The following is a 25,071-nucleotide window of genomic DNA, read 5'->3' as shown; positions in this document are numbered from 1 at the left end:
CCGATTATCAGGGGAGCAGCAAGAGAACGCTTATTGCCGGCGATGTCTCGCCTGCGCAAAAACTGTCGACGCAGCACAGAAACTCTCCAGAAACGCACCACAACCCAATCGCCGGCGATAGTGATGCATTAACCTTGATGGAGCGTTAACGGAGTGTGTGAGGCGTCAATGTGGCGGGCACTACGTGACGCTGCGGCAGTTGAAAATATCGTGATCGACCGGCTCAGCCGCGCTTCTTCGCCCGGCCCGCAAACGGGTTTTCCGACGCGCGCAGAACCATGCGGATCGGAACGCCCGGCATCTGGAAGGTTTCGCGCAGGCCGTTGACCAGATAACGGATATAGGATTGCGGCATCGCCTCGGGGCGCGAGCACGACAAGACGAAACCGGGCGGCCGCGTCTTGACCTGGGTGATGTATTTGATCTTCAGCCTGCGTCCGGCGACGGCCGGCGGCGGATGATGCCCGACGACGCCTTCGAGCCAGCGGTTGAGCCTGCCGGTGGAAACGCGGCTGTTCCAGACGCGGTGGGTCTTCTCGATCGCCTCCATGAGCTTGTCGAGCCCGCGTCCGGTCTCGGCCGAAATCGGCACCGCCTGCAGGCCGCGCACCTGCGGCAGCAGACGCTCGGTCTTCTCGCGCAGCTCCGCCAGCAATTCCTGGCGGTTCTCGATCATGTCCCATTTGTTGAAGGCGAGCACGGGCGCGCGGCCTTCGCGAATGATGAGATCGGCGATCTGGAGATCCTGCTTCTCGAAGGGAATCGTCGCGTCGAAGACGATGACCACCACCTCGGCGAAGCGAATGGCGCGAAGTCCGTCGGCCACGGAAAGCTTTTCCAGCTTCTCCTGCACCCGCGACTTGCGACGCATGCCGGCCGTGTCGAAAAGCTTGATCTTGCGGCCGCGCCAGTCCCAGTCGACCGAGATCGAATCCCGGGTGATGCCGGCTTCTGGTCCCGTCAGCAGCCGTTCCTCGCCGACCAGGGCATTGATCAGCGTCGACTTGCCGGCATTGGGTCGCCCGACCACCGCGATCCGCAACGGCTTCGTCTCGTCGTAGGCGGGGAGGATTTCGGCGTCAGGGTCGTCGATGTCGTCGCCGACCAGGCCGCTGGTCGCGGCCGTCGCGACCGCCTTGTCCTCTTCCTCCTCGAAGGCGCGCTCCTCGCCCAAAACGGCGATGATCGCCTCGCGCAGGTCGGGCATGCCCTCGCCGTGCTCGGCGGAAATCGGAATGGGCTCGCCAAGCCCGAGCTCCCAGGCCTCCAGCATGCCGCCCTGCGCCCCGCGCGCCTCCGCCTTGTTGGCGACCAGCACCACGGGCTTGCCGGTGCGGCGGACCACGTCGGCAAAGGTGCGGTCGTCGGGCATCAGCCCGACCTTGGCGTCGATGAGGAAGAGGACGAGGTCGGCCTCGTCGATCGCGGTCTCGGTCTGGGCGCGCATGCGTCCCTCGAGCGTCGTCGCGCCGGCGTCCTCGAGACCGGCCGTGTCGATCACCTCGAAACGCAGATCATAGAGCTTCGCCGGATGCACGCGACGATCACGCGTGACGCCCGGCGTGTCGTCGACGAGCGCGAGCTTGCGCCCCACCAGCCTGTTGAAAAGCGTCGACTTGCCGACGTTCGGCCGGCCTATGATCGCGATCTTGAAGCCCATCGCGGCGGATCAGGAAGCAGCGCCGGAGCCGCGGATGAGTTCGGCCATCAGCGTAGCTCTCTGCCGCGTGTTCGCGGGCGCGGTCTGGTCGTCCGTGATCTGGTCGAACAGGGCCAGCGCGTCGGTCGCCCGTCCTTCCTTCCACGCCGCAAGGCCGAGCGCCTCGCGCGCCGAATGACGCAGCGGATTGGTGTCGGCGGTCAGGGTCTCCACACGGGAGGAGACGTCCGCATAGGAGCCGTGGTCGACCAGGAGGAAGGCTGCGCGAAGGCGCGCCATGTCGCGGATCGACATCGGCACGGAACCGTCGGCCGCGACCGCATCGAATGTGGATACGGCGCCCGCGGCGTCACCCGACTGCGCGGCAAGCGTCGCGGAACGCATGCGCGCCAGCACCGGATAGGCGCCATAGCCGCTTTGCTCGAGTTCCTTCAGGGCCGCCAGCGCTTCGTCGGTCTTGCCGTCGCTGGCAAGCGCGAGGGCCTGCGTATAAGCGTCGCCGGAACGGTTCGCGCGCACTTCGTTCCAATAACGGAAGCCGACATAGGCACATGTCAGGAGGATGATCAGCACCGCGGCAGCTATGGCGATGGGGCCATAACGTCTCCACAGCGCCTTCGCCTGATCCTGGCGAAGCTCCTGGTTTACCTCACGAATGAAACTGTCGTCGGACATCGAGCTAACAACCCCGCAATGTTGGCATGGGTTTTAGCGGAATTTCGTTGGCATGGAAGGGGGAGGGAAGAAAAAGCCGCAGACCGCCTGCGGCACGGTTTCGCATCATCGCCACAATTGCCCCGCAGTTTGCCGCGCTTTCAACCTATCCGAGTTGCACCTCCTCGATGATTGTTTCGCGTTGTCTGCTTTCCCTTGCGCTTGTCCTCACACCATCGCTCGCAATCGCGGACGAGCGGCCGCAATATGTCGTCATATCCTTCGACGGCGCGCTCGATGTTCCGCAATGGGAACGCAGCCGGGCGCTGGCGCGGAAAACCGGGGCGGAATTCACCTATTTCCTTTCCTGCGTCTACCTTCTGTCGCGCGAAACCAGGAACGTCTACCAGCCGCCGGGCATGAGCGCTGGCCGGTCGAATGTCGGCTACGCATATTCCAAGGACGACGTCGCCGCCCGTCTCGGCCAGGTCTGGAACGCGCATCTCGAAGGGCACGACATAGCCAGCCATGCCTGCGGCCATTTCGATGGTGGAAAGTGGAGCAAGGCTGACTGGCTTCAGGAGTTCGCCGAATTCCGCAAAATTCTGGTTGATAGCTGGAAGCTCAACGATATTCCCGGCGAGCCGGAAGGCTGGCGCGATTTCGCCACGCGCGACATCGTCGGTTTTCGCGCACCCTATCTTTCGGCGAGCAAGCAGCTCTACGCCGCGCTTGCCGCCGATGGCTTCGCCTATGACGCGAGCGGCGTGTCGAGAGGCCCGGCACAGCCGGACGTCGAGGACTCGACGCTGCGCTTCTCCCTGCCGATGATACCGGAGGGGCCGAAGGCACGGCCGGTGATCGCCATGGACTACAATCTCTATGTCCGCCATTCCGGCGGCAAGGAGACGGCCGACGAGGACGGCGCATTCGAGCAGCGCACGCTCGATGCCTTCAACGCCGCGTTCGAGGCGCAGTACCGTGGCGAGCGCGTACCGCTCCAATACGGTTTTCACTTCACCCTGATGAATGGCGGCGCCTATTGGCGCGCGCTGGAACGCTTCGCCGAAAAGGTCTGCGTGAAGGCGGAAGTGCGCTGCGTCAGCTATCGCGGCTACATCGACGAGGCGATCCGTGCGGAAGTGCCGGCGGGCGGCTGACGCCGCCACGCCTCACGCATCCTGCGCGGCCTCGCGCTCCAGGAAGCGCCGGTCGATCTCGGGCAAGGGTTCTCCCTCGATCGTCGCTTCGAAAGCGCGCAGGCGCTTGTAGATGGAAAGCAGCTCGACGATCGTCGTCCAGGACGTCACCAGATATTGGAACGACATCCGCACCTGCTCGAAGACGTTGAGGATCTGCGTCATCACGCCGAGCGTCAGCTTGCCGGCGACGATCGACGGCGCGAGCACGAAGGTGCCGAATATGTTGTCCGCCTGCAGGTAGAAGATGCGGGCGATGTTGAAATACATGTAGTGGAAATAGAGCCGGAAATAGTTGCGCCGCACATTGTGGAAGAGCTGCGCGACGGAGACCGGGTCGGCGCGATTGGAATCGTCCTCGCCATAGACCAGCTCCTTTCGATAAGCCGCCTCGACGCGCTGGTTGCGGAATTCGAGCCCCGGCAGCTTGATGCCGACAAGCGCGAGGAAGGCGGTTCCGAAGACCGACCAGAACACGGCTGCGACGACCAGGGCGTAAGGCACCTCGCCGACGAAAGGCAATTCCGTCACGTCCGCCGACAGCGTGAAGAGCACCGGCAGGAAGGCGATCAGCGTCATGACCGCGCGGACGAGATTGACGCCCAACCCTTCCATCACGGTGGAAAAGCGCATCGTGTCTTCCTGGACGCGCTGCGCCGCGCCTTCGATGTGCCGGAGCTTGTCCCAGTGAAACATGTAGTATTCGTTCATCGCCGTGCGCCAGCGGAAGATCCAGTGGCTGACGAAGAAGAGGCTGAGGACGCCGACCGTGACCGCCACGAAGGCGATGCCCGCGAAGACCAGCATACCGGAATAGAGTTGGCCGATGGTGACCGGGGCGGTCTTGGCCAACGCCTGCTGGATGAGGTCGTAAAAAGGTCCATACCAGGCATTCACCGCCACATTGACCTCCACCGAGAAATAGGTGGTGAAGATGATCAGCGCGGAACCCAATATCGACCACATCTGCCAGCGATGTGGCCGGTACCAGAACCAGAACGCGGCGAAGAGGCCGACGGCCACCGTGTAATAGATGTAGAACCAGAGAAATGCCGAAGACCAGAAAACCTGGACGCCGATGATCGGCTGCTGGCCTTGCGCAAGCGGCGGCAGCCCGAAAACCGCGCCGAATTGCGCGCCGCCGAAATACCAGAGAAGAATTGCCAGCAGGCTCCACACCACAGCAGAGGTGAAGAACAGCCTTGGCTGAGGAAAAAACGATACGAACACTGTGGGATTCCCGTAATGTGATCGATGGGAGCCGTTCGACCTTCGATGGATCTTCGCCAGGTCTTATCGGCCGTTTGACACCGCCACAAACGGCGCGAAGTGCGGCAAAAGCAAGGAAACGCCAGCTCGGCACGCTTGTCACGCCTTGCGCGCGGCGACCCCGAACGCAGCGGTGACGACGAGCGCGAACGCGGCGAGCAGCGACGGAGCGACGAAACTTCCGGTCCTGTCGGCGACGATGCCGGCGACGATCGGGCCGAGTATCTGCCCGACGCCGAAAGCGGCCGTCATGAGCGCGAGCGCGCGGCGCTGGGCAGCGCCCGCCAGCTCGCGCCCGAGCTGCAGGCCGATCGCCGTGACGGCGATGAAGGTTCCGCCGAGCAGCACCGCCGCGATGAGCGGACCGGCATAGCCGCCGAGGCTGACGCTCGCCACCACGCCCACGGCCTCGACCACGCAGCCGGCGGCGAATACGGCGGTCAGTCCGAAGCGGCGCGCCAGACGGTTCCAGATCCACACCGAAGGCAGGCCGGCAAGGCCGGTCGCGAGCCAGACCACGGATTCGAACAGCGGGCCCGCGTCTCCCTGCCGGACGATTGCAACGAGGAACGTCGCGGTGACGATATAGCCGAAGCCGAATATGCCGTAGGCAATGATGATCTTCGTGAGCGCCGCGTTGCGCGGCAGCGGCGGCTCGGCCTGTGGCCGACCGACAGCGACCTTGTCGCCGTCGACGAGAAGCAGGACGACCAGGAAACCCGCCGCCGAAAGCGCCCCGGCCCAGAGCCAGCTGGCCGTCCACGCGGCATCGGCGAGATGGAGCGCGCCGGTCATGACCGCGGAGGCCGCGATGCCGAGCCCGACCCCGCCGAAATGCCAGGCCTGCAGATCGCTCCTGCCGGCCTGTGCGAGGCGCATGAAGATGATCGTGGTCAGGAATACCATGACGAAAGCGCTGGCCAGACCTGCCAGAAACCTGATCGCGACAAAGGAAGCGAGTTCGCCGGTCAGACCCATCAGGGCGGCAAGCAGGGCGCTCGCCGCCAGGCTGCCCATGGCGAGCAGCCGCTCATGACCGCGTGCCCAGGCTCCCGCCGCCAATATCGCTCCCAGGAGGTACCCGGCGTAGTTCGCGGATGCGATCAATCCGGCGTCGGAAGCGGACAGGCCGAGACCGTCCATCATGCCGGGCAGGATGGGCGTGTAGACGAAGCGTCCGATACCCATGGCGACGGCCATGGCGAGCATGCCGGCAACCGCGTAACGGACGGAGGAGCGCGAGGATGAGTCCATGTCCGCGCAAACTATTTGCTCGGGGCGGCGGCACAACCCGAAAATCGTGCTGGCCCAAGAATCCGTCCCGCGATGGACCTCATGCGGCGATGCGTTGACCCAGCGACCTCGAGCCAGGGCCTGAGCGACCGTCAGCCTTCCGACGCCAGCGCCTGCTCGTAAAGCTCGGGCTTGAAGCCCACCAGGATCCCGCTCTCCAGTTCGAGCACGGGACGCTTGATCGCCGAGGGATTCGCAATCATCAGCGCTACCGCACGATCGGCGTCGAGACCCGCCTTCTCCTCGTCCGGAAGCTTGCGGAAGGTCGTGCCCGCGCGGTTCAACAGGATTTCCCAACCGAGCTCATCGCGCCAGCGCGTGAGGCGGGCGCGATCGACACCCGCCGTCTTGTAGTCGTGGAAAGCATAGTCGACACCATGATCCTCAAGCCATTTGCGCGCCTTCTTCACGGTGTCGCAATTCTTGATGCCATACATGGTGATCGTCATTCATTCGTCCTTTCGTTGGCGTCGCGCCATCATCGGCAGGAGGCCGCATGGAGATCATCGAAGCGCAGCATCCCCGAGATAGCAGAACGACGCCTCAAACCGCCAGCGGCCATTCCTCAACCTCATTGTAAATCCCGAGCCCAACCTCGCTGTGGATCAGGAAAAACCGGTCGAAGACGACGGTGATCGGTTCTATCGGCTGCATGGGAACCGTCTTGAACCCATAGAACAAGGTCATATGAGGCCTGAAATGTGCCACAGCCCTCAGGCCGTTCCTCTCCATTGCCACGCCAAGTTTTCTGTGGAGCTCGAAAAGCCCCTCCCCTTCGCACAGAAGCACCAGCGGCCGGCGGCGCGGCGCGCCTGTCGACGGCGCGCCCTCGAAACTCCCGATCGAACGGAAGACCGCCTCGAATGGCGGCATCGCGATCGCTTTGCCCGCCTGCGTCGCCGCATAGACGAACTTGGTACGAAGGTGGGGATAATCCCCAACATGCTGCAGCGAGACATGCAGCCTCTCCTCACGCAACAAAGACCCCGTCAATTGATTGTCACACACGAAATCGCTCGCGAGCCGCACCACGGACGCACGCGCACAAGCCTTCGGAAACAGCAGGAAGATCAGCCGCTCCGGCCGCCTCGGTCTGCGAGGCAGCGGATCGCGGCAAAACTCGAACACACCTTGCATTGGCACATGCCCATTTACTCAGCAGCGCCGCACCTGTTCCTTTGTGGAACAAATAGTGAACATTTGCAATATGGGAGCGTCGATGATCCATGTTCCGGAAAACGTTCGGCAGTCAGCCCGCCGTTTCACCGGCATGACCGCGCCGCACCTCGTCGGCGACGGCGCCGTTCAATATTTCCTCGAACTTCTCCAACGCCCTGGCGACGACGGCGCCATCCATCACGCGATGATCGTAGTGAATGCGGACGGTCACGGATCCGTCCTTGCCGATCGTGCCGTAATTGAGAAGCGTGGTCAGGGGCGTGAGCGGATTGAGCGATTCCGCGCCAAGGCCCGAATAGACCGAAAACTGGAACGTGCCGAAATAATTCGCCCGTTGGCGGCCGAAATTCAGTCCAAGCCACATGACGAATCGCCGGAGCGGGGTCGGCATTCGCGCGAGTTTCAAGGCGCGGCGGAAATCCCTGACCTCCATCACCGGAAGTGTTCGGGCTTCCTTGAGCAAGGCTTCGAGCTCCCCGATCGAATGGTGCTCCGGTCCCTTGATGCGGCTCAGAAGCACCGCCCGTTCACCGTCATGCTCGCGCTCATAGGCGACCGAGGCCACGCTCGTCGGATATTGGTAGAGCTGCGGCCAGGGCAATTTGACATAGGCCTGGCGAAGCTCCGGCGTGGAGCGGGCAAGAAGTGCGTAGCCCTTGAGAAAGAGTACGCTCCAGGAGGGCCTCGCCTCCTGCCCGGCCCTGGCCTGGACCAGGGGCCGGATGTTCATCTGGCGTTGAACCGTGATCCTCGGCACCCCGATCGAGAACCTCATCAGGTCGCCGACGAGGCGTCTGGGCGCCGAGAGTTTTATCGCGCGGCCTCGCATCTGCCCCCTGCTAGTAAAGGTAAGGGATCAATCTCTTGGTTCTTCCCATATAGTCGCGATACTGCTCGCCGAAGCTCTCCAGCATCATGCGTTCCTCCTTGCCCACCCTTGCAAAGAAAAGCACCGCGAAGCCGGCAAGGCCGGCCAGCCCCGCGACCCAGTTCGGCAGCAGGAACGCCTGGCCAAGCCCCATGAGCAGAAACGAGGTGTACATCGGGTGGCGGACGAAGGCGTAGGGCCCGTCGCAGATCAATTTGTGGCGCTCGCGGATTTCGAGGGTGATCGACCAGTAGCGTCCGAGTTCCTTGTGTGACCTTCGGAACATCCACAGCGCCGCGATGAAAACCACCGCCCCCAGGGCGACGGACCAAAGGCTGGCGGGACGGTCGGCCGCCTGGGGAATTCCGGTGACGAGATAGAATATCGGCAGGATCGCCATGCCGAACAGAGCCGCCATGAGAGCCACGGTATCCGAAAGCGAGCGCTGGTCGCTTACCACGCGCGTCCGCTTGGCGCGCCGCTCGAAAGGGTATCGGATGATATACCATGCGACGATGCCAAGCACCCAAACGACCTCGCCGGCTGAAGCCATCGTAATGCTCACCTCGTCACATCATCTCCCGCCGAATCGCCTTGCGTCCAAACGTACAAGAAGCGACCCATCCCTTGCTAGAGCATCGGACCAGCTCGAAAATCGGAGGCCAACGTCCAATGCCGTTCAAATCATAATACGTCGCCAAGGCATGGCCATCCAGCCTTTTCGATCGCCGGCCGGGCGGCGAGCTCACTGAGCGGTTTCCAGGGGACCGGTGTAGCCCGTGCCCCCGTTCATCTCTCTCAGCTGGATGATGAATTGCTGCGGTCGAAGCCAGATGAAGGGCGTCTTGTATCCCATGGAGCGGGCGATATCGGCGACGAAGGCGTTGCAGTTATAGAGGGCCGCATGCCACATGGGCGAGCTCGCCTGCAGATTGCGTATGAAGGCGACGACCTTGCGGTATTCGGCTTCGCTCAGCATGACCCGCCAGCTCGCCGAGCGGTATTCGTCTTCCAGATCGCCGTCGCTCTCGCCGGTTTCGGCCGGAACGGGCATGACGTGCCCCAGCACATAGGGCGCGGCGCTGTCCGAAGCCGGGTGAAGACCTGCCACCTCGGGATTGATCATCCTGCCCGACTGGTCGAGGCGGCCGAAAATGACATAGGAATGGCCATAGCTGAGAGCGTATCGCGAGCGGTACTCGATGAAGTAGCGCGAATTCGTGACCTGGTTCTGTTGCGCCGAACCGGCCGCGCCGCCATTGCCGCCGTCGGGGCGCGTCTGTGTATCTCCGCCTGTCTGGCACGCCGCCACGATAATCGCGAGGAAGGCTGCAAACAGTAGACGGCTGCTTACCAATATCATCTCGTCCCTGAACCTGGAGTTCAGAAGTAAAGCCACCCGGACGCCTGACCTACGCGGTGGCGTACCTCAAGGCCAGCCTGCCAGGGCTGGAGATGTGTCGGGAAGGGCCCGATTGGACCCTTCCCGAAAACCGACCAAGGCCAGTTGCTACTTGTAGACCGGAGGCTGTTCCGGAACCGGCTCAACGACTGGCGGCGGAGCTTTCCCCTTCCCCTTGCCGATCGTGTCGCAGGCGCTCAGGCCGGAAACCGCGAGGACGGCAACTATAGCGATTAAAAATCTGCTCATTTAGCTATCCTTTCAAGAGACGGAAAAAGACCGCCATATGTACAGAACTAGTAATAATGGTGATTCGTTCCAGTGCCTAGTGCAGGAAAGCAACAGTTTGCATCTAGTTTCCGTAACGGAATGTTACATAAAATGCAATGAGTTGAAGCCGTTTCAGCATCCGATGCATTCGAACCGTCTCATATGACCACCACCGTCGACTTCACCTCGGCGCGCTCATAGAGATGAGTTATGTCGTCATTGGTCAACCGGATGCATCCGCTCGACACGGCGCTGCCGATCGTCCATGGCTCGTTGGTGCCATGCAGCCGGAACATCGTGTCGCGACCGTTGCGGTAGAGATAGAGCGCACGCGCGCCCAGCGGGTTGTGAAGGCCGCCACTGACACCGCCGGCATATTGCACGAGATGTGGCTTGCGCCTCATCATGTTGGCGGTCGGCGTCCAGGACGGCCATTCGGCCTTGCGACCGATGGTGGCCTTGCCTTTCAGCGTCAGCCCCTCCTCCCCGACCCCGACGCCGTAGCGGGTCGCCCAACCGTCTTCCTCCAGGAAATAGAGGTAACGCTCGGAGGTGTTGACGATGATCGTTCCCGGGCTCTCGCCGGGATATTCATATCTGACGCGTGTCCGCCTGAATGCCGGATCCACGCCCGCCTGAGCCGGAGACGCGAACGACAGGGGCTGGTCCGACTGCCCCATCGACGTGCATCCCGAAGTCAAAAGCGCCAGACCACCCAGCATAATTCCCCGTCGCGTAAGCGTGGCCTTATTCATTTGCCGATCTCCGAAACCGGGCGGACCGGATGAGATCGTAAACGGCAGCAATGTACGGATGAACGCATTGTCATTGGTCGATGCTCGTCTTTCTTGAGGATGGTCAATTCTTCCGGGCATTCGTCTTTCCAAGATTTTCCCGAGCCCGGTATTTCGCCATCGCTCCGATGAGTTCGAGAGGAATGGGCTTGTTCTTGGGAAATTGCACGGTGGATTTGGACTGCGCGTAGGGGCGAAGTTCCTCCTCGAACGCCGTGAACACGCTGAAAGGCGGCGGGCAGGAAAGCGAATAGTGCTTCGCGTAGGCGGAGAAATAGAAGACCCAGCCATGAAACTTGAGCGCCGGGATCTGGTAGCTGATCACTTCCTCGGCTTCGGGTACCGCATCTTGGATAGCGCTGCGTATTGCCTCGAGATTTTCCCGAACATCGGGCGGAAACGTCTGGATGTATTCGTCGATGCTCTTGAAATCCGTCTTGGCCATGGGTCCCCTCCACAGCTTAAACGATAAACCTGCAGTCATAGTAGCATGCATTTACCGCCTGTCCCATCACGATATAGTGGCGGCCGCTTCCCTTCCCCCTCCCCGAAGAGGCACGTCGGCGGAGGGCTTCCTAGTAGCAGTTTCACATCGAGCGGCTTGCCAGGATGAATAAATATGATAATTAGGCTCATATTAGGAGCGCTGGCCGGTCGAATGAATGACCGCGGCGCGCTCGCTGGGACACCGTCGGACAAGCCGACCAGATGAAGCACTTCATCACAATAGCTCGTCAGGCAGGCTTGTCATCCTCAACATCACGCGTGGACGGCTTACGACATTGAGTTATCGGCATTCGATGACTTGCCATACGGAAGGCATTCGGGCGCTGGCGCCGGTCAAATGGCGCGGGCTCGACGGCCTGATGAGCGTCTTCTGGGACGCGGAAGGCCAGCCCGGCGCAACGGGCTACTACCTCTCCCCCGATCCGCGCATCGTGTTCTTTTTCAACGACGTGTCGTCGCAGATCCGCATGTCCAACGTAGGCGGAGGTTTCGAGCGGCATTCCCGACCGATGACGCGCGCGATCTATGTGCCTGCCGGCGTGCCGCTGTGGACCAATTTCACGTCCATGCATCGCTTCTCGCATCTGGATCTGCATGTTCACAAGGACCGGCTGTTGAGATTCCTGTCACCGTCGGTCGGATTGTCGGTGGCACAGTCGGCGTTGCGCCGTCCGGTGGAAATTCAGGATGTCGCGGCTATCGAAGCGCTGGCGGGCCTGCTGGTCGACGAAGTGTCGACGCCCTCGAAACATGCGGTCTACGCGGAAAGCCTCGTAGGCAGCATCGTAACCGGCCTTCTGGATATTCCCGAGCATGACAGCGAGCCCGCCAATGGCAGGCTCACTCAAGCGCAGATGAACAAGCTCGTCTCGCGCGTCGACGCCCGCGGCGATTGCCGCCTCACCGTTGCAGAGATGGCCGCGACGGTCGGTCTGTCCGAAAGCTGGTTCGCCCACGTCTTCAAGCAGACGACCGGCAAGACCCCATTGCAGTGGCAGCTTGGAAAGCGCATCGATCTTGCACGAAAGCTGTTGCTGGAAAGCGACGCGTCGGTGGCAAGCATCGCCGCCCAGCTCGGGTTTTCAGACCAGGCTCACCTGACGAAGGCGTTCCGGCAGATCGCCGGAGAAACGCCAGCCGTATGGCGGCGCATGCAGCGGATCCGCTGAACCGGGACGTCCCATCCGAAAAATGAGCTTCGGACGGGACGGGGCCGTCACCAGGTGTGGCGCAGCGTTGCGTAAACCGCGCGGCCGGGATTGTAGAAATCCGCTCCGAAGCCGCCATTGGCGATGTGTTTCTTGTCGAACAGATTGCTGACATTCACCTCGAGCGAGGTGTTTTCCTGGACTTTGTAGCTGAAAGCGGCATCGAACACGATGCTGCTTCCAGTCCCGGCGGTGTTTGCGTCATCGAAGTAATAAGAACCTTTGTAACGCGCGCCGAGACCGAACGTCATGTCGCCACGGGCCCCCTCGCCTTCCAACGTATAGTTGGCCCACAGCGACGCAATATGCTTTGGCACCATGGCCAGGCGATTGCCCTTGTTGCCGGTATCGCCGTCCTCGATGATCTCGGAATCGAGGTATGAGTATGCCGCGGTCAGGCTGATATTGTTCGTCAGCTCCGCCTTGGCCTCGAGATCCAGTCCGCGGACGCGGACTTCGCCGATCGTGGTTTGACGCGGGAAAGGATCGGTGACGTTGACGGTGATGTTCTTCTTGGTCAGATCGTAGACGGCCGCACTGAACAAGGCGGGAAAACCTGCGGGCCGATATTTGACGCCGACCTCGAACTGCTCTCCGCGCTCGGGCTCGACGCCTACGGTCGGCGGAGCGACGGACTCGGCGTAGCTCGCATAGGTCGCAAACTCATCGGTCACCTTGTAGGTCAGACCCAGGCGGCTCGTGAACTCGCTGTTGTCGCCCTCGGCCACAGTGTTTGTGAGCTTGTTTGTCTGCGTGGTGTCGAGCCAGTCATTCCGCAACCCGACAGTCGCGATGAATCTTTCCGCGAAGGTCAGATCCTGCTGGAAATAAAGGGCCGTGGTCTTCTGGTCGCTTTGCGTGCCGACGATGGCCGGAAGCGATCCCGGCGCTCCGGTAAAGACGGGATCGGTCCAGTCTATGTCCGGCGCAGGTCCCCAATATGTGTCGTTGTCGGACGACAGGGAATTGTATTCGACACCGACGAGCGTGCGACTGTCCACATTGCTGAAGCTCGTATCGTATTGCAGGCGCGCATCGACGATGAAATTCTCGCTCGAATAATCGTTGGCGAAGAAATCCCGGCCGGCAATCGTGGAGCCATCCGTCGGCGTGCGGGCAACATAGGCGTAGCCGAAGTCGGTTTTGGTATCGCTGTAGCGAGCGTTCGAGCTGAAGCTCAGACCGGAGCCGAAATCATGGTCCAGCATGACGCTGACCGTGTTTCTGTTCGTGCCGCGATAGTTGAAATCAGGTTCCCCGAAAAAACGGCTTCTGTCGAAATTCGAGCCCACCGGATGGCCGCCGCTGCCGGGAACGCCGTCGCGATTGAGGTGATCGTAGACGACGGTCAGGCTGGTGGCGTCGCTGGGACGCCATGTCAGGCCGCCCATGAAAAATTTCTGATCGTCTCGCGAATAGTCGTACTCGTCGTCGGCATCCCTGAACTTGCCGGTAAACCGATAGGACAGCGTGTCGTCACTGGTGATGTTGTCGCCGAAATCGAAGCCGACCTCCGCGCGCTTGAACGATCCGCCGGTGACGAAGGCCTCGCCGAACCTCTCATGCTTCGGCCGCTTGGTGACATAGTTCACCGAACCGCCCGGGTCCGCGACGCCGAAGAGCGTGGAATTCGCGCCCTTCAGTACCTCCACGCGCTCGAAGGCATAGGCTTCTTCCCGGACACCGCCGAAGGGACGGCCCAGCGTCAGCCCGTCGCGATAGGTGTAGGCGTCGAAGCCCCGAATCTTGAAGAAGTCGAACCTGTCATCCGATCCGTAGAAATCGGTGGTCACGCCGGCGGTGTACTGCAACACCTCCTCGACGCTCTGCGCGCCACGTTGCTGGATCTCCTTGGCGGTGATCACGGATACCGAAGCCGGCGTGTCCAGGATGTCGGTGGCCATCTTGCTGCCGCTGGAGGTCTGCGTGGCGACGATCGACCTTGCATCGTCATCGCCACCGGTCCCCTCGACGGTGATCGCTTCGAGTACCGTGACGGGACCGGAAGCCTCGACCTCCTGGGCCAGCAATGAGGCCGGCGTGAAAGCGACGATCGCCGTACCCAGAAGTGTCGCATTCCGATAGCGGATGAGGACCGGTCTCTTGCTGCCGTCCGTTGTTTCGATATGCATGGTCGAGTTCCAGAAGTTGATGTTGCCGACAGGCGGCTATGGAGCGCCGACCTTGCCGGGAATGCGTGCCTTGGGGATGATCATGGGAAGCATTCTAACCACCCGGAGCCCCTGGCCGCGGTCACCGGCGGAAAATGCCTGATATCACCTGATGGCGCCAATAACTTGAGAGACCTTATCCAGTATTGTAGATTCCTGCGGTTTTGTAGAAACCCACGGAAACTTCGCCGCTCTTTCCCAGAGGCGTCGGCACCGGAGTTGACGTTGCCCATTGAAGCTGAGAATGGAGGTCAACTTAAAGCGTCTTGGAGTTATGCCGTTGCTGCGGTTTTTCCGTTCGTCCGTACCCTTGGCCGCGACATGGCTGTCGATCATTGCGTTCAGCTACGCCTGGGCCGGGGACGGCACCTCCTATCCCATCGTCATCAAGCATGCGCTGGGCACGACGACCATCGCCGAAAAGCCCGAACGGGTGGCGACGGTCGCCTGGGCGAACCACGAAGTTCCATTGGCGCTCGGAATCGTGCCGGTCGGTTTTGCCGCAGCCAATTTCGGCGATGACGACGGCGACGGGGTCCTGCCCTGGGTGGCCGAGAAGCTGGCCGAGCTCGGCGCCGACAAGCCGGTGCTTTTCGACGAGGGCGACGGCATCGATTTCGAGGCGGTCGCCGCCACCAATCCCGATGTGATCCTGGCATCCTATTCCGGCCTGAGCCAGACCGACTACGACACGCTGAGCCAGATCGCTCCGGTCGTGGCCTATCCCGAATCTGCCTGGGGCACCGACTGGCGCGAAATGATACGCCTCAACAGCGCCGGGCTGGGCATGGCCGCCGAGGGCGAGACCCTGATTGCGGAGATCGAGGCCGAAATCGACGACGTGGTTGCCGGATACCCGGATCTTCAGGGCAAATCGGCGATGTTCATCACTCATCTCGATGCAACCGATCTGAGCACGGTCAATTTCTACACCACCAATGACACGAGGGTGAAGTTCTTCGCCGATCTGGGATTGAAATCGCCGAAAAGCGTCGTGGAGGCTTCCGCTCCCGGCCGGTTTTCGGGCGCCATCAGCGCGGAACTGATCGATGCGTTCGATGACGTCGACATCGTCGTGACCTATGGCAGCCGGGAGCTGCTCGATGCGCTGGCGGCCAACCCGCTCACGTCCAGAATGCCGGCCGTCGCCAATGATGCGGTTGTCATGCTGGGCGGGGATCCCCTCGGCACGGCCGCAAATCCGACGCCGCTTTCGATCTCGTGGGTGTTGAAGGATTACGTGGCCTTGCTCGCCGGGGCTGCCAGACATTCCCAATGACGAGCAACCAAGTCGAACCATCCGGCCGGCCCCTGCTTCCGGGCAGGTCGAGCCGTATGCAGAGCCTCTGGCTGGCCGTGCTGATCGCGGCCCTCGCGGTGCTGTGCCTTCTCTCGGTAGGCATCGGCACGCGCGAAATTGTCTGGAGCGATGTCGTCGCGGCCCTTGGCGGCCAGGTCGACAGCATCGGCCAGGCCGCCGTCACGGTGCGAATTCCGCGAACCCTCCTTGCCCTGCTCGCCGGGGCAGCGCTTGGACTGGCGGGAACGATCATGCAGGGCGTGACACGCAACCCCCTCGCCGATCCAGGCATTCTGGGCGTCAATATGGGGGCGTCGCTCGCCGTCGTCATCGGCGTCGCCTGGTTCAACATCGCCTCCGCCTATGCCTATATCTGGACGGCCATTCTGGGCGCCGGATGCTCGGCGGTCTTCGTCTATACCATCGGCTCGATGGGACGGGGCGGAGCGACGCCCCTCAAATTGGCGCTCGCCGGTGCAGCCACCTCCGTCGCCTTCTCCTCCCTGGTGATTGCGGTGGTGCTGCCGCGAAACGACATCGCCGGCGGCATCCGTTCCTGGCAGATCGGCGGCGTGGGCGGAGCAACCTTCGACGGCATTTCCCACGTGCTGCCGTTCCTCGCGGTGGGTTTTGTCATCAGCCTCATGTCGGCACGAAGGCTGAACTCGCTGGCCCTGGGCGACGAGCTCGCGGCCGGGCTTGGTGAAAATGCGGCCGTGGCCCGCGCCGTCGCGGCGTTCGGCGCGATCCTGCTGTGTGGAGCAACCACGGCGGTTTGCGGGCCGATCGGCTTCGTGGGACTGGTCGTGCCGCATCTGTGCCGTTTGCTGGTCGGGGTCGATCATCGGTGGCTGCTGCCGTTTTCCGCGCTGATCGGCGCATGCCTGCTGATTTCCGCCGACATCGTCGGACGGATCGTCGCCCGACCGGCCGAGCTTGACGTCGGCATCGTCACCGCCTTTGTGGGCGCGCCGTTCTTCATCTGGATTGTCAGGCGCCAACGGGTCCGCGAGCTGTGACGACGCTTTCCTCCACGACCGGTTCCATCGTCGGCAGCCGGCGCCACCGCGCTCGCAGGCGCCATGTCGTGATCGCCGTTCTGCTGATCCTTCTGGCAGCATTCTTCGCTCTGACCCTGTCGCTGGGGCAGTCCTTCACGCCGCCGGGCGAAGTCATTCGCGTGCTGCTCGGCGAGCAGGTGCCCGGCGCAAGCTTCACCGTGGAACAGCTACGGCTGCCGCGCGCCGTTCTCTCCGTCCTCGCCGGGCTGAGCTTCGGGCTGGGCGGCGCGGCCTTCCAGATCATGCTGCGCAATCCCCTCGCCAGTCCGGACATCATCGGCATCAACTGGGGCGCGAGCGCCGCGGCCGTGTTCGCCATCGTCGTCTTGTCGTTGAAAGGACCGGCCGTTTCGATCCTTGCGGTGACCTCCGGCCTGGGTGTCGCGCTGCTGATCTATGTCCTGTCGTTCCGGAACGGCGTTGCCGGAACGCGGCTCATCCTTGTCGGGATCGGCGTGTCGGCCATGCTGGAAAGCTTCATCGCCTATATCCTGTCGAACGCGCCCGCCTGGAACCTGCAGGAGGCGATGCGCTGGCTGACGGGCAGCGTCAACGGCGCGCAACTCGACCAGGCGCCGCCGCTTCTGTTGGCGCTTGCCGTGCTCGGGGGGCTTCTGCTGAGCCAGGCGCGAAACCTGGAGGCGCTGAGGCTGGGCGACGACACGGCCGCGGCGCTGGGCGTCGGGGTTGCCAGGACCCGCATCATCGTCATCGTCTCGGCGGTCGGCGTGATCGCCTTTGCGACCGCGGTGACGGGACCGATCGCCTTCGTCGCCTTCCTCTCCGGGCCCATTGCGGCCCGCACGATAGGGAACAACGGATCGCTGTTGATTCCGGCGGCGCTGGTCGGGGCGCTGCTTGTGCTGGCGGGCGATTATTGCGGCCAGTTCCTTTTGCCGAGCCGCTATCCGGTGGGCGTGATCACCGGCGCGCTGGGTGCCCCCTATCTGATTTTCCTGATCGTGCGCGCCAATCGGAGCGGAGCCTCGCTATGATCACCAATTCCCTCGTCGCGAGCCAGCTTTCGGCGGGCTATGGCGACAACATCATTCTGGACGGGCTCGACCTCGCGGTGCCGCCCGGGAAGATTACGACGATCGTCGGCGCCAACGCTTCCGGCAAGTCCACGCTCCTGCGCACGATGTCGCGGCTGATCTCGCCGCGCCACGGACATGTGCTTCTCGACGGCAAGTCGATCCACCGCACGCCGTCGCGGGAACTGGCTCGCAGACTGGGACTGCTTCCCCAGTCTCCGATCGCACCGGAAGGAATCGTGGTCGCCGACCTCGTCAGCCGCGGAAGACATCCTCATCACGGCACGTTTTCGCGCTGGACGGCCAAGGACGACGAAGCCGTGGCCGCCGCGCTCACGGCCACCAAAACCGCCGAGCTTGCGGAAAGGCCGATGGAGGAGCTCTCGGGTGGGCAACGCCAGCGTGTCTGGATAGCCATGGCGCTGGCGCAGCAGACCGAGATTCTGCTGCTGGACGAGCCCACGACGTTTCTCGACATCAGCCATCAGGTCGAAGTGCTGGATCTACTGACCGATCTCAACCGTACGCGCGGAACAACGATCGTCATGGTGCTTCACGATCTCAATCTCGCGGCGCGCTATGCGGACTACCTCGTCGCAATGGCGGAAGGGCGGCTGCACGTCTCCGGCAAACCGGAAGATGTGCTGACGGAGGAGAACGTGAGGCAGGTCTTCGGCCTTGAAAGCCGCATCATCACCGATCCGACCTCGGACAGGCCGATCATGCTTCCGATAGGCCGGCATCGCATGACGACGGGGCAAGCTCGCTGACGACCCGTCGATGCGTGCGCTGACGACCGGCTCTCCAGCCAGCGCCTTGAATAACCAATCTGATTGAAAACCTCGACGGTTCCGGCAAAAGCCGGCCGGCTAGCCTAGGCTTTCAGATGCAGCGTGACCAGCACGGCGCTGGTTGCATCGGCGTCGAAATCCGCCGCTATGCGAAGCCATCCGCCGAAATGTTTTACGCGCAGCCCGGCGATCTGATCCTTGTGCGCCGGCATTGCCGCTTCCGTTCCCTCGGCAATCCAGTGCATGCCGTCAGGTGAGATCTCGACGCGGACTTTCGGCTGGCTTCCGGTCGGCTCCTTGAGCGCGCGCACGAAGAAGACGGCCTCATGCGCCCAGCCGGCCTCGTAGGGCTCGCTCGCCGCGGATCCCGCCCAGTGTTCGTTGCGGGCGACGATGGCGGTGATATTTTCCGGCAGCATCAGAAATCCCCCGAAATGCAGATCGAATCGACATAGAGGAAGGCGCGCTTGTCGGTATCGGTTTCCGCGAACAGCACGAAGTTCAACATGCACCAGAGGTTCTTCATCGCCGGTATGCGGATCGAATCGAAGGTCGACAGGTCGAATTCGCGGTCGTTGCAGCGGAAAGACAGGGCCTTCATCGCATCGAGGTCGAAGTCGAAGCAGAGATAGGTCCAGTTTATCTTGGTGGCGATCTCGTTGTAGCAGAGGCGTTGGTCGCCCCCGGGCAGATCCTCCCACCCCTCGGGCGCCAGGTGATAATGGCTCATTATCTTGTCGCCGCCCATCGGATGGAACTCGGTGGTGCGCTGCTTGAACTGCCATTTCTGTATGTGCCTGCCGTCGAGCGCGTTGAGGAAGCGCAGATGCGGCATCACCCGTTCGCCGCCCTTGTCGGTGTCCCCCGACTGGAGATCGAACAGGAAGCCGACCGACCGCACGTCGGTCTCGCTGAGCTTCAATTCGCGCGCCTCGGGCTTGAAGGTGAAATAGGCCTCGAAGCGAATCCTGCCGCGATGGCGGAAGGTGTGGCGCTTGATCGCCGCGTTCTGGGCTCCCACGCGCGGGCGGGTTGCGATCTTCAGCGCATAGGACGAGCCCATGCCTCCGTGCGAGCCGGCATCCCAGTGCGGCAAGGTCGACAACATGGCGCTGGTGTGCTGCGCATAGCCGGGCAGCATCGTGTCGAGATCATCCTGATAGTTGCCGACAAGCTGCGACCAGCCGCAATGACCGTTCGCGAATTCGTCGTGACTGATGATGCGCGGCAGGGGATCGAAACGGCTTAGCTTCGGATTGGCGTGCAGCATTGCGAGCCGCATCGCTTCGGTCATTTCCTTCGTCGTCTGTGTCATCTTGAACCCCTACTGCACGCGAAGACGGGCGACCGCGTCCCAGTCGACCTCGATGCCGAGACCGGGACCGGTCGGCACGGGCAGCATGCCGTTCTTCTGACGGTCCGCGCCGGGAGGCGAGCCGGTGATCCAGGTCTTGAACGGGCTCTCGTCCGTCTCGCATTCCATGGCCTTCACATTCGGCATGGCGGCGGCGAGATGCACGCTCGCGGTTTCGCAGACGATACCGGACATGCCGATATGCGGCGCGTATTGAACGTCATGCGCGGCGGCGAACTCGGCCATCCGCCTGGTTTCCGTGATGCCGCCGGATCGGGCGACGTCCGGCTGCAGGTAGGACAGGGTGCGGTTGGAGACGAGCCGCATCGCCTGGTCGAGCGTATAATTGCTCTCTCCCGCCGCCAGAGGCGTGTCGCAGCGGCGGTGAAGCTCCTCGTAGCCCGCCTCGTCCTCCGGCCGGACCGGTTCCTCGAACCAGAAATAGCGATTGGCGCTCAAGGCGCGGCCGACCTCGACGGCCTCCTCCAGCGAATAGGCCCAATTGGCGTCGACGCACAGATCGATGTCGTCGCCGGCGCGCTTGCGCAGGAGTTCGATGCGGCGACAGGCATCCTTCACCGGGTTGGCGATCTTGATCTTGATGCGGGGAAACCCCTTTTCCAGATAGCGGTCCAGTTCGCGTTCCATGAACGCGTCGTCGCCCCAATTCACCGATGCCGCGTAGCAGGGCACCTCCGTACGGCCCATGCCGCCCAGCAGACGATAGATCGGAAGGTTGGCAACCTTGCCCAGAATGTCCCAAAGGGCGATGTCCACGCCCGAGATGGCTTCGAACAGCATTCCACCCGCACGGCCCGAGAGCGCCCGGCGCATCGTGCGCCAATGGGCTGTGATGTCGGTCGGGTTCTGGCCGACGAGGCGCGGCTTCAGCGATGTCTCGATGACGTCCGCATAGGCGCGCGGCGAAAAGCGGGCAAGGGCCTCGCCGACGCCGGTGATGCCCGCATCGGTGCGCACCTCGACGAGAACGATGGAAACCTCCGAATACTTGCCCCACGAGGTGACGGTCGGCTGAGGCAGCGTCTGCGTCAGCGGGTGGGCGATGATGTCGGTGATCCTGATATCCGCTCCGGGCGGTGCAGTCTCTGTCACGGAAGCTCCTCCAGCCAGTCGCGTCGAAATCGCGCGCGCTCTGCTTGTAGCCGTGAACAGGATTGCTTGGCAACTGATAAACTTAGTTGCTAAGTTGTCGACGTCATGTTACGGCTCGCCAACGAAAGGGAGGATCATGAGCGCGGACACGGGCAGGAAGACGTTTTTTTCAGCCAAGCCGGCGACACCGGCGCGGCTGGCCGACACGGTATCGGACGCGATCGCGACCGCGCTATTGGACGGGCGCATCGCGCCCGGGGACGCCCTGCCCGCCGAAGGCGAAATCGCGAAGGAGTTCGGCGTCTCCAAGCCGATCGCCCGCGAGGCTCTCCGCCAACTCACCTCCGCCGGCCTCATTTCCACGCAGCAGGGCAAGGTGGCACGCGCCAAGGAAATCAACGGCGAGCCGCTGGAGAGGATCTACGGCTACGCCGTGCGTTCCAGCCTGGAGCGGCTGCGCGAGGCGAACGAGATGCGCCGCGTCGTCGAGACGGGAATCGCGCGGCTTGCCGCCGAGCGCCGGGAGAAATCGGGCCTTGGGGTGATGGAGCGCGCGCTCAACGAGATGCGCCTCGCGCTCAAGGAGCCCGAGGGATTCACGGAAGCCGACATTCTCTTCCATCTCGGCATCGCGCTGGCGACCGGAAACACGATGATCCGGGTGCAGATGGAAGGCATGCGCGCCGTCCAGCGCGAGGTTTCGGAGCTGTTTTCCCGCCGATCCAATCGCACCGACGCCGACTGGGAAGCAACGATCGAGCGGCACAGGAAAATCTACGAAGCAATCATAGCCGGCGATGCGGACGAGGCGCAAAGACGCATCGAGATCCATTTCGAAGCCGCAGACATCGCATCTCTCGAGGTCGCGGACCGGCTCGGCAGGCAGGCGGGCGAACGGTGAACACGCCCCTCCCCCTGGCTGGGCGCCGCGCGCTGGTGACCGGCGCGGACTCGGACATCGGTGCAGCGATAGCCCGCGGGCTCGCGCGCCAGGGGGTGGACCTGATCCTGCATCATTTCGCGGGAGCGGAAACGGCAAGCCGGCTCGCCGACGAGCTGCGCGCCACGGGCCGCGGCGCTGCCCTCGTGCAACAGGATTTTCTGGACGCCGGATCCGTCGGTCCGTTCGCCAGAAGGCTGCTATCCGGTGCCGACGCGATCGACATTCTCGTTCACTGCGCCGCGATCGAGCGGCGGCGACCGTGGGCAGAGACCCCGCCGGGCCATGTCGAGCAGCACATGGCCGTCAACGTCGCGGCATTTCTTTCCCTGGCGAGCACGCTCGTCCCTCCGATGGCCGAACGCGGCTGGGGCCGGGTCGTGGCGATCGGCAGTGTGATGGCGGCGCGGCCGCGAGCAGAAACCGTCGCCTATGCCGCGACGAAAGCGGCGCTGTTCACGGCGGTCCGTGCGCTGGCCCGCGATGTCGCGCGCCACGGCGTGACGATGAACGTGGTGTCGCCCGGAGCGATCGAAACCGCGCGCATGGCGGAGCGCTACGCCGATCCGGATTTCCGCGCCGCCGTCACGGCGAAGATTCCGGCCGCGCGTCCCGGATTGCCGGCGGACATAGCCGGACCGGTCGCGTTCCTGTGTTCCAACGAAGCCGCCTACGTGACCGGCATCAACCTTCCGGTGGACGGCGGATGGACGATCGGCGATGCGCCGGGCGTTTTGCCGGGAGAAACAAAATGAGCGCGGACGTCGAAGTCCTGCATCATGCGCCCGACCTCGTCGGCGAAAGCCCGCTCTGGGACGCGCAAAACGCGGCGATCTGGTGGGTCGACATTCCCGGTCGCGCTCTTCGCCGCCTCGACCTTTCGGAGAACCGGGTCGTGTCCATGGCGATGCCGTTCCTGCCCGGAGCACTTGCGCTTTCCGATGGCGGAAAGCCGGTGATCGCCGGCGGCGGCGGATGGTACGGATTGGAAGCCGACGGTACGTTGAGGAAGCTCGCGGACGCGCCATCAGTCGCGAACGACATGCGTATGAACGACGGTGTCGTCGATACGGCGGGACGGTTCTGGGCGGGAACCGTGCCGTTGGCGCCGTCGACCGACCCGCGCGGCGCGCTCTACAGGCTTGACCGCGACGGCACGCACGAGGCGCTCGACGGTCTGCGAACACAGAACGGCACGGCCGTCTCGCCTGACGGCCGCACCTTCTACCTGGCCGACAGCCATCCGGATGTGCGGACGATCTGGGCGTTCGATCTGAATGTCGAAAGCGGCGACCTCTCCAATCGCCGGCTGTTTCACCGGCCCGAGCGCGGTAGGCCCGACGGCGCGGCGATCGATGCCGAGGGCTGCTACTGGTTTGCCGAAATCGATGCCGGCCGCATCGTGCGACTGAATCCCGACGGGTGTGAGATCGGCACCATCGAGCTGCCGGTCTCGCGGCCGACCAATCTCGCCTTCTACGACGAAGACTTGTCCTTGCTTGCCGTCACCTCGATGTCGGCAGGTCTGAATGAGGAGGACCGCGCGCGGGAGCCTTTGGCCGGCGCGTTGTTGAGCGTGGAGGCGGGAACGACAGGCTGGCCGCAGCCGAAATTGTCCCGATTGCCCGAGCCTTCGCCTGAAAGGATGGCAATCCTTCGAACCGGATAGAATCTCAAGGGAGGAGTGAAATGAAATCCGCACTGAAATGCATCACCGTGTCGGCGATGGCGCTCGGCATGATGTCGAGCGCCCTGGCAGCCGCCGAGCTTCGCTTCACGGTCTGGACCGGCAACGAGGCGCACCTGGCAATGCTCAACGGCATCGCCGAGAGCTTCAAGGAAACGCATCCCGACGTGACGGTCCGCTTCGAGACCATTCCGGCGGCGGACTACACGCAAAAGCTGACCTTCCAGCTCGCGGGCGGCAATCCGCCAGATGCCGGCTGGATGATGGAGGACGCCGCGCCGACCTTCGCCAATGCAGGCGTTCTGGAGGATCTGGCGCCGGCGCTCGACGCGGCCGAGGGCTACGATCTCGCCGACTTCTCGAAGCCCGCCATGGGCCTGTGGAGCAGTGAAGAACAGATATGGGGCGTTCCGTTCTCGACCTCGCCCTTCGTGATCTTCTACAACAAGGACATGTTCGATGCCGCCGGTCTCGAAGACCCGCTGGCGCTCGCCGCGAAGGGCGAGTGGGACATGGACAAGTTCCAGGAGGTCTCCAAGGCCCTGAAGGAGGCCAATGGCAAGTTCGGCTTCGAGTTCAAGGACGGCCAGGGCTACGAATCGCGCATCATGCACGCGCTGATGCCGCCGATCCGCGCCTATGGCGGCGACGTCTGGGCGGGCGGCGAATGCGGCTTCGACAAGCCGGAAGCCGTCGCGGCGGTCAAACAGCTCCACGACATGGTCTTCGTCGACAAGTCGATCGTGCCGCCGGGCGAGCAGGGAGATTATTTCTCCGGCAACGCGGCAATGACGATCAACCAGATCTCACGCGCCTCGCTGATGCCGAATGCCGGCTTCAAATGGGGCATCGCGCCGCTGCCCACCGGTCCGGGAGGCGAGTCGCCGGTCATCGGCCAGGCAGCCGTCGTGGTCTTCACCGCCAGCCGGCAGAAGGAACTCGCCGCCGAATTCGTCGCCCACATGACAAACGAAGCGAACGTGGCCGAGATGGCGCAGTTCTTTCCGCCGGCGCGCAACAGCGTGCTTGCCAGCGACGCCTTCGTGAACTCCAACGAGCTCATTCCCGCGGACCAGATGGCCGTCGTCGCCGACGCCATCGCCAAGGGCAAGGTGCTGCCTAGCCATGAGAGGAGCCCGCAGATCCTCGCGGCGATGAAGCCGCGCGTCGACGCGCTGTGGCGCGCCGACGCGAATGTCGAGGACTCGCTCAAGGCCGTCTGCGCGGCCATCCAGCCGCTGCTGTAGGAGCGGAACGTGGAACGGAAGCCGTCGACAGGTTCCGCGGCGCGGGGGAGCGCGCCCTGGCTCACGCTTA

Annotated in this window: 26 protein-coding genes; 10 read left to right on the top strand and 16 right to left on the bottom strand. The window is 63.1% G+C overall.

Annotated features, from left to right (window positions below; all coding sequences use genetic code 11):
* Window positions 1–223: 223 nt before the first annotated feature.
* A complete protein-coding gene (gene der / locus XW59_RS04255) occupies window positions 224–1,660 on the bottom strand; it encodes a ribosome biogenesis GTPase Der (protein WP_047143526.1) in 1,437 nt (478 codons plus the stop codon).
* Between the two features lie 9 nt (window positions 1,661–1,669).
* Window positions 1,670–2,335 (bottom strand): tetratricopeptide repeat protein, encoded by a 666-nt coding sequence (locus XW59_RS04250; RefSeq protein ID WP_047143525.1) that lies wholly within the window; start codon window positions 2,333–2,335, stop codon window positions 1,670–1,672.
* Window positions 2,336–2,502: 167 nt separating this feature from the next.
* Here XW59_RS04250 and XW59_RS04245 point away from each other — a divergent pair, with 167 nt between their 5' ends.
* Window positions 2,503–3,474, top strand: coding sequence for a polysaccharide deacetylase (locus XW59_RS04245; RefSeq protein WP_047143524.1), 972 nt, complete (start codon window positions 2,503–2,505; stop codon window positions 3,472–3,474).
* Between the two features lie 12 nt (window positions 3,475–3,486).
* Here the strand turns inward: XW59_RS04245 and sbmA are convergent, their stop codons facing one another.
* The 10 genes from sbmA to XW59_RS04195 form a co-directional block, all read right to left on the bottom strand.
* A complete protein-coding gene (gene sbmA, locus XW59_RS04240) occupies window positions 3,487–4,743 on the bottom strand; it encodes a peptide antibiotic transporter SbmA (RefSeq protein WP_047143523.1) in 1,257 nt (418 codons plus the stop codon).
* Window positions 4,744–4,881: 138 nt separating this feature from the next.
* Complete coding sequence (locus tag XW59_RS04235) at window positions 4,882–6,036, bottom strand: YbfB/YjiJ family MFS transporter (RefSeq protein ID WP_136067933.1); 1,155 nt, start codon at window positions 6,034–6,036, stop codon at window positions 4,882–4,884.
* Between the two features lie 131 nt (window positions 6,037–6,167).
* Window positions 6,168–6,524 (bottom strand): ArsC family reductase, encoded by a 357-nt coding sequence (locus XW59_RS04230; protein WP_047143522.1) that lies wholly within the window; start codon window positions 6,522–6,524, stop codon window positions 6,168–6,170.
* A 94-nt stretch (window positions 6,525–6,618) separates the two neighbouring features.
* Complete coding sequence (locus tag XW59_RS04225) at window positions 6,619–7,212, bottom strand: 2'-5' RNA ligase family protein (RefSeq protein WP_052957976.1); 594 nt, start codon at window positions 7,210–7,212, stop codon at window positions 6,619–6,621.
* A gap of 112 nt (window positions 7,213–7,324) precedes the next feature.
* Window positions 7,325–8,083, bottom strand: a complete 759-nt coding sequence (locus XW59_RS04220) for a hypothetical protein (RefSeq protein ID WP_047143520.1) — start codon at window positions 8,081–8,083, stop codon at window positions 7,325–7,327.
* Between the two features lie 10 nt (window positions 8,084–8,093).
* Window positions 8,094–8,681, bottom strand: a complete 588-nt coding sequence (locus XW59_RS04215; RefSeq protein WP_047143869.1) for a protein-S-isoprenylcysteine O-methyltransferase — start codon at window positions 8,679–8,681, stop codon at window positions 8,094–8,096.
* A 186-nt stretch (window positions 8,682–8,867) separates the two neighbouring features.
* Window positions 8,868–9,485: a hypothetical protein gene (locus XW59_RS04210; protein WP_047143519.1), complete on the bottom strand. Its 618-nt coding sequence runs from the start codon at window positions 9,483–9,485 to the stop codon at window positions 8,868–8,870.
* 147 nt (window positions 9,486–9,632) lie between these two features.
* The gene (locus XW59_RS04205; protein ID WP_082137395.1) at window positions 9,633–9,773 is read right to left on the bottom strand and encodes an ABC transporter; all 141 of its coding nucleotides are present in this window, start codon (window positions 9,771–9,773) and stop codon (window positions 9,633–9,635) included.
* Window positions 9,774–9,952: 179 nt separating this feature from the next.
* Window positions 9,953–10,549 (bottom strand): L,D-transpeptidase, encoded by a 597-nt coding sequence (locus XW59_RS04200; RefSeq protein ID WP_047143518.1) that lies wholly within the window; start codon window positions 10,547–10,549, stop codon window positions 9,953–9,955.
* Between the two features lie 103 nt (window positions 10,550–10,652).
* The gene (locus tag XW59_RS04195) at window positions 10,653–11,033 is read right to left on the bottom strand and encodes a DUF1801 domain-containing protein (protein WP_047143517.1); all 381 of its coding nucleotides are present in this window, start codon (window positions 11,031–11,033) and stop codon (window positions 10,653–10,655) included.
* Window positions 11,034–11,370: 337 nt separating this feature from the next.
* Here XW59_RS04195 and XW59_RS04190 point away from each other — a divergent pair, with 337 nt between their 5' ends.
* A complete protein-coding gene (locus XW59_RS04190) occupies window positions 11,371–12,264 on the top strand; it encodes an AraC family transcriptional regulator (RefSeq protein WP_136067929.1) in 894 nt (297 codons plus the stop codon).
* Between the two features lie 47 nt (window positions 12,265–12,311).
* Here the strand turns inward: XW59_RS04190 and XW59_RS04185 are convergent, their stop codons facing one another.
* Window positions 12,312–14,435, bottom strand: coding sequence for a TonB-dependent siderophore receptor (locus XW59_RS04185; RefSeq protein ID WP_047143515.1), 2,124 nt, complete (start codon window positions 14,433–14,435; stop codon window positions 12,312–12,314).
* 319 nt (window positions 14,436–14,754) lie between these two features.
* On the opposite strand from XW59_RS04185, the gene XW59_RS04180 reads away from it, so the two are divergent.
* The 4 genes from XW59_RS04180 to XW59_RS04165 are packed head-to-tail and all read left to right on the top strand — an operon-like array spanning window position 14,755 to window position 18,639.
* Window positions 14,755–15,753, top strand: a complete 999-nt coding sequence (locus tag XW59_RS04180) for an iron-siderophore ABC transporter substrate-binding protein (RefSeq protein ID WP_246665995.1) — start codon at window positions 14,755–14,757, stop codon at window positions 15,751–15,753.
* Window positions 15,750–16,793: an iron ABC transporter permease gene (locus XW59_RS04175; protein WP_047143513.1), complete on the top strand. Its 1,044-nt coding sequence runs from the start codon at window positions 15,750–15,752 to the stop codon at window positions 16,791–16,793. The genes XW59_RS04180 and XW59_RS04175 overlap by 4 nt, the downstream gene beginning before the upstream one ends.
* Window positions 16,790–17,830, top strand: a complete 1,041-nt coding sequence (locus tag XW59_RS04170) for an iron chelate uptake ABC transporter family permease subunit (RefSeq protein ID WP_137326979.1) — start codon at window positions 16,790–16,792, stop codon at window positions 17,828–17,830. The genes XW59_RS04175 and XW59_RS04170 overlap by 4 nt, the downstream gene beginning before the upstream one ends.
* Window positions 17,827–18,639 (top strand): ABC transporter ATP-binding protein, encoded by an 813-nt coding sequence (locus XW59_RS04165; RefSeq protein ID WP_047143511.1) that lies wholly within the window; start codon window positions 17,827–17,829, stop codon window positions 18,637–18,639. Before XW59_RS04170 ends, XW59_RS04165 begins: the two co-directional genes overlap by 4 nt.
* 104 nt (window positions 18,640–18,743) lie before the next feature.
* Here XW59_RS04165 and XW59_RS04160 read toward each other — a convergent pair whose 3' ends face one another.
* Genes XW59_RS04160 through XW59_RS04150 form a run of 3 tightly spaced genes read right to left on the bottom strand, consistent with a single transcriptional unit; the run spans window position 18,744 to window position 21,127 of the window.
* Window positions 18,744–19,079, bottom strand: a complete 336-nt coding sequence (locus XW59_RS04160; protein WP_047143510.1) for a hypothetical protein — start codon at window positions 19,077–19,079, stop codon at window positions 18,744–18,746.
* A complete protein-coding gene (locus XW59_RS04155) occupies window positions 19,079–19,942 on the bottom strand; it encodes a DUF6772 family protein (protein WP_047143868.1) in 864 nt (287 codons plus the stop codon). Before XW59_RS04155 ends, XW59_RS04160 begins: the two co-directional genes overlap by 1 nt.
* Before the next feature lie 42 nt (window positions 19,943–19,984).
* Window positions 19,985–21,127, bottom strand: a complete 1,143-nt coding sequence (locus XW59_RS04150) for a mandelate racemase/muconate lactonizing enzyme family protein (protein ID WP_047143509.1) — start codon at window positions 21,125–21,127, stop codon at window positions 19,985–19,987.
* Between the two features lie 136 nt (window positions 21,128–21,263).
* Here XW59_RS04150 and XW59_RS04145 point away from each other — a divergent pair, with 136 nt between their 5' ends.
* The 4 genes from XW59_RS04145 to XW59_RS04130 are packed head-to-tail and all read left to right on the top strand — an operon-like array spanning window position 21,264 to window position 25,001.
* Window positions 21,264–22,028, top strand: a complete 765-nt coding sequence (locus XW59_RS04145) for an FCD domain-containing protein (protein WP_047143508.1) — start codon at window positions 21,264–21,266, stop codon at window positions 22,026–22,028.
* On the top strand, window positions 22,025–22,822 hold the full coding sequence (locus XW59_RS04140; RefSeq protein ID WP_047143507.1) for an SDR family oxidoreductase: 798 nt from the start codon (window positions 22,025–22,027) through the stop codon (window positions 22,820–22,822). The genes XW59_RS04145 and XW59_RS04140 overlap by 4 nt, the downstream gene beginning before the upstream one ends.
* Window positions 22,819–23,736, top strand: a complete 918-nt coding sequence (locus XW59_RS04135; protein WP_047143506.1) for an SMP-30/gluconolactonase/LRE family protein — start codon at window positions 22,819–22,821, stop codon at window positions 23,734–23,736. Before XW59_RS04140 ends, XW59_RS04135 begins: the two co-directional genes overlap by 4 nt.
* Before the next feature lie 20 nt (window positions 23,737–23,756).
* A complete protein-coding gene (locus XW59_RS04130) occupies window positions 23,757–25,001 on the top strand; it encodes a sugar ABC transporter substrate-binding protein (RefSeq protein WP_047143505.1) in 1,245 nt (414 codons plus the stop codon).
* Window positions 25,002–25,071 lie beyond the last annotated feature (70 nt).

This window comes from Aquamicrobium sp. LC103 (assembly GCF_001014615.2).
Taxonomy (GTDB): domain Bacteria; phylum Pseudomonadota; class Alphaproteobacteria; order Rhizobiales; family Rhizobiaceae; genus LBCQ02.
Note: the sequence above shows the minus strand (reverse complement) of the source record. Positions and strands in the feature narration are given on the sequence as shown.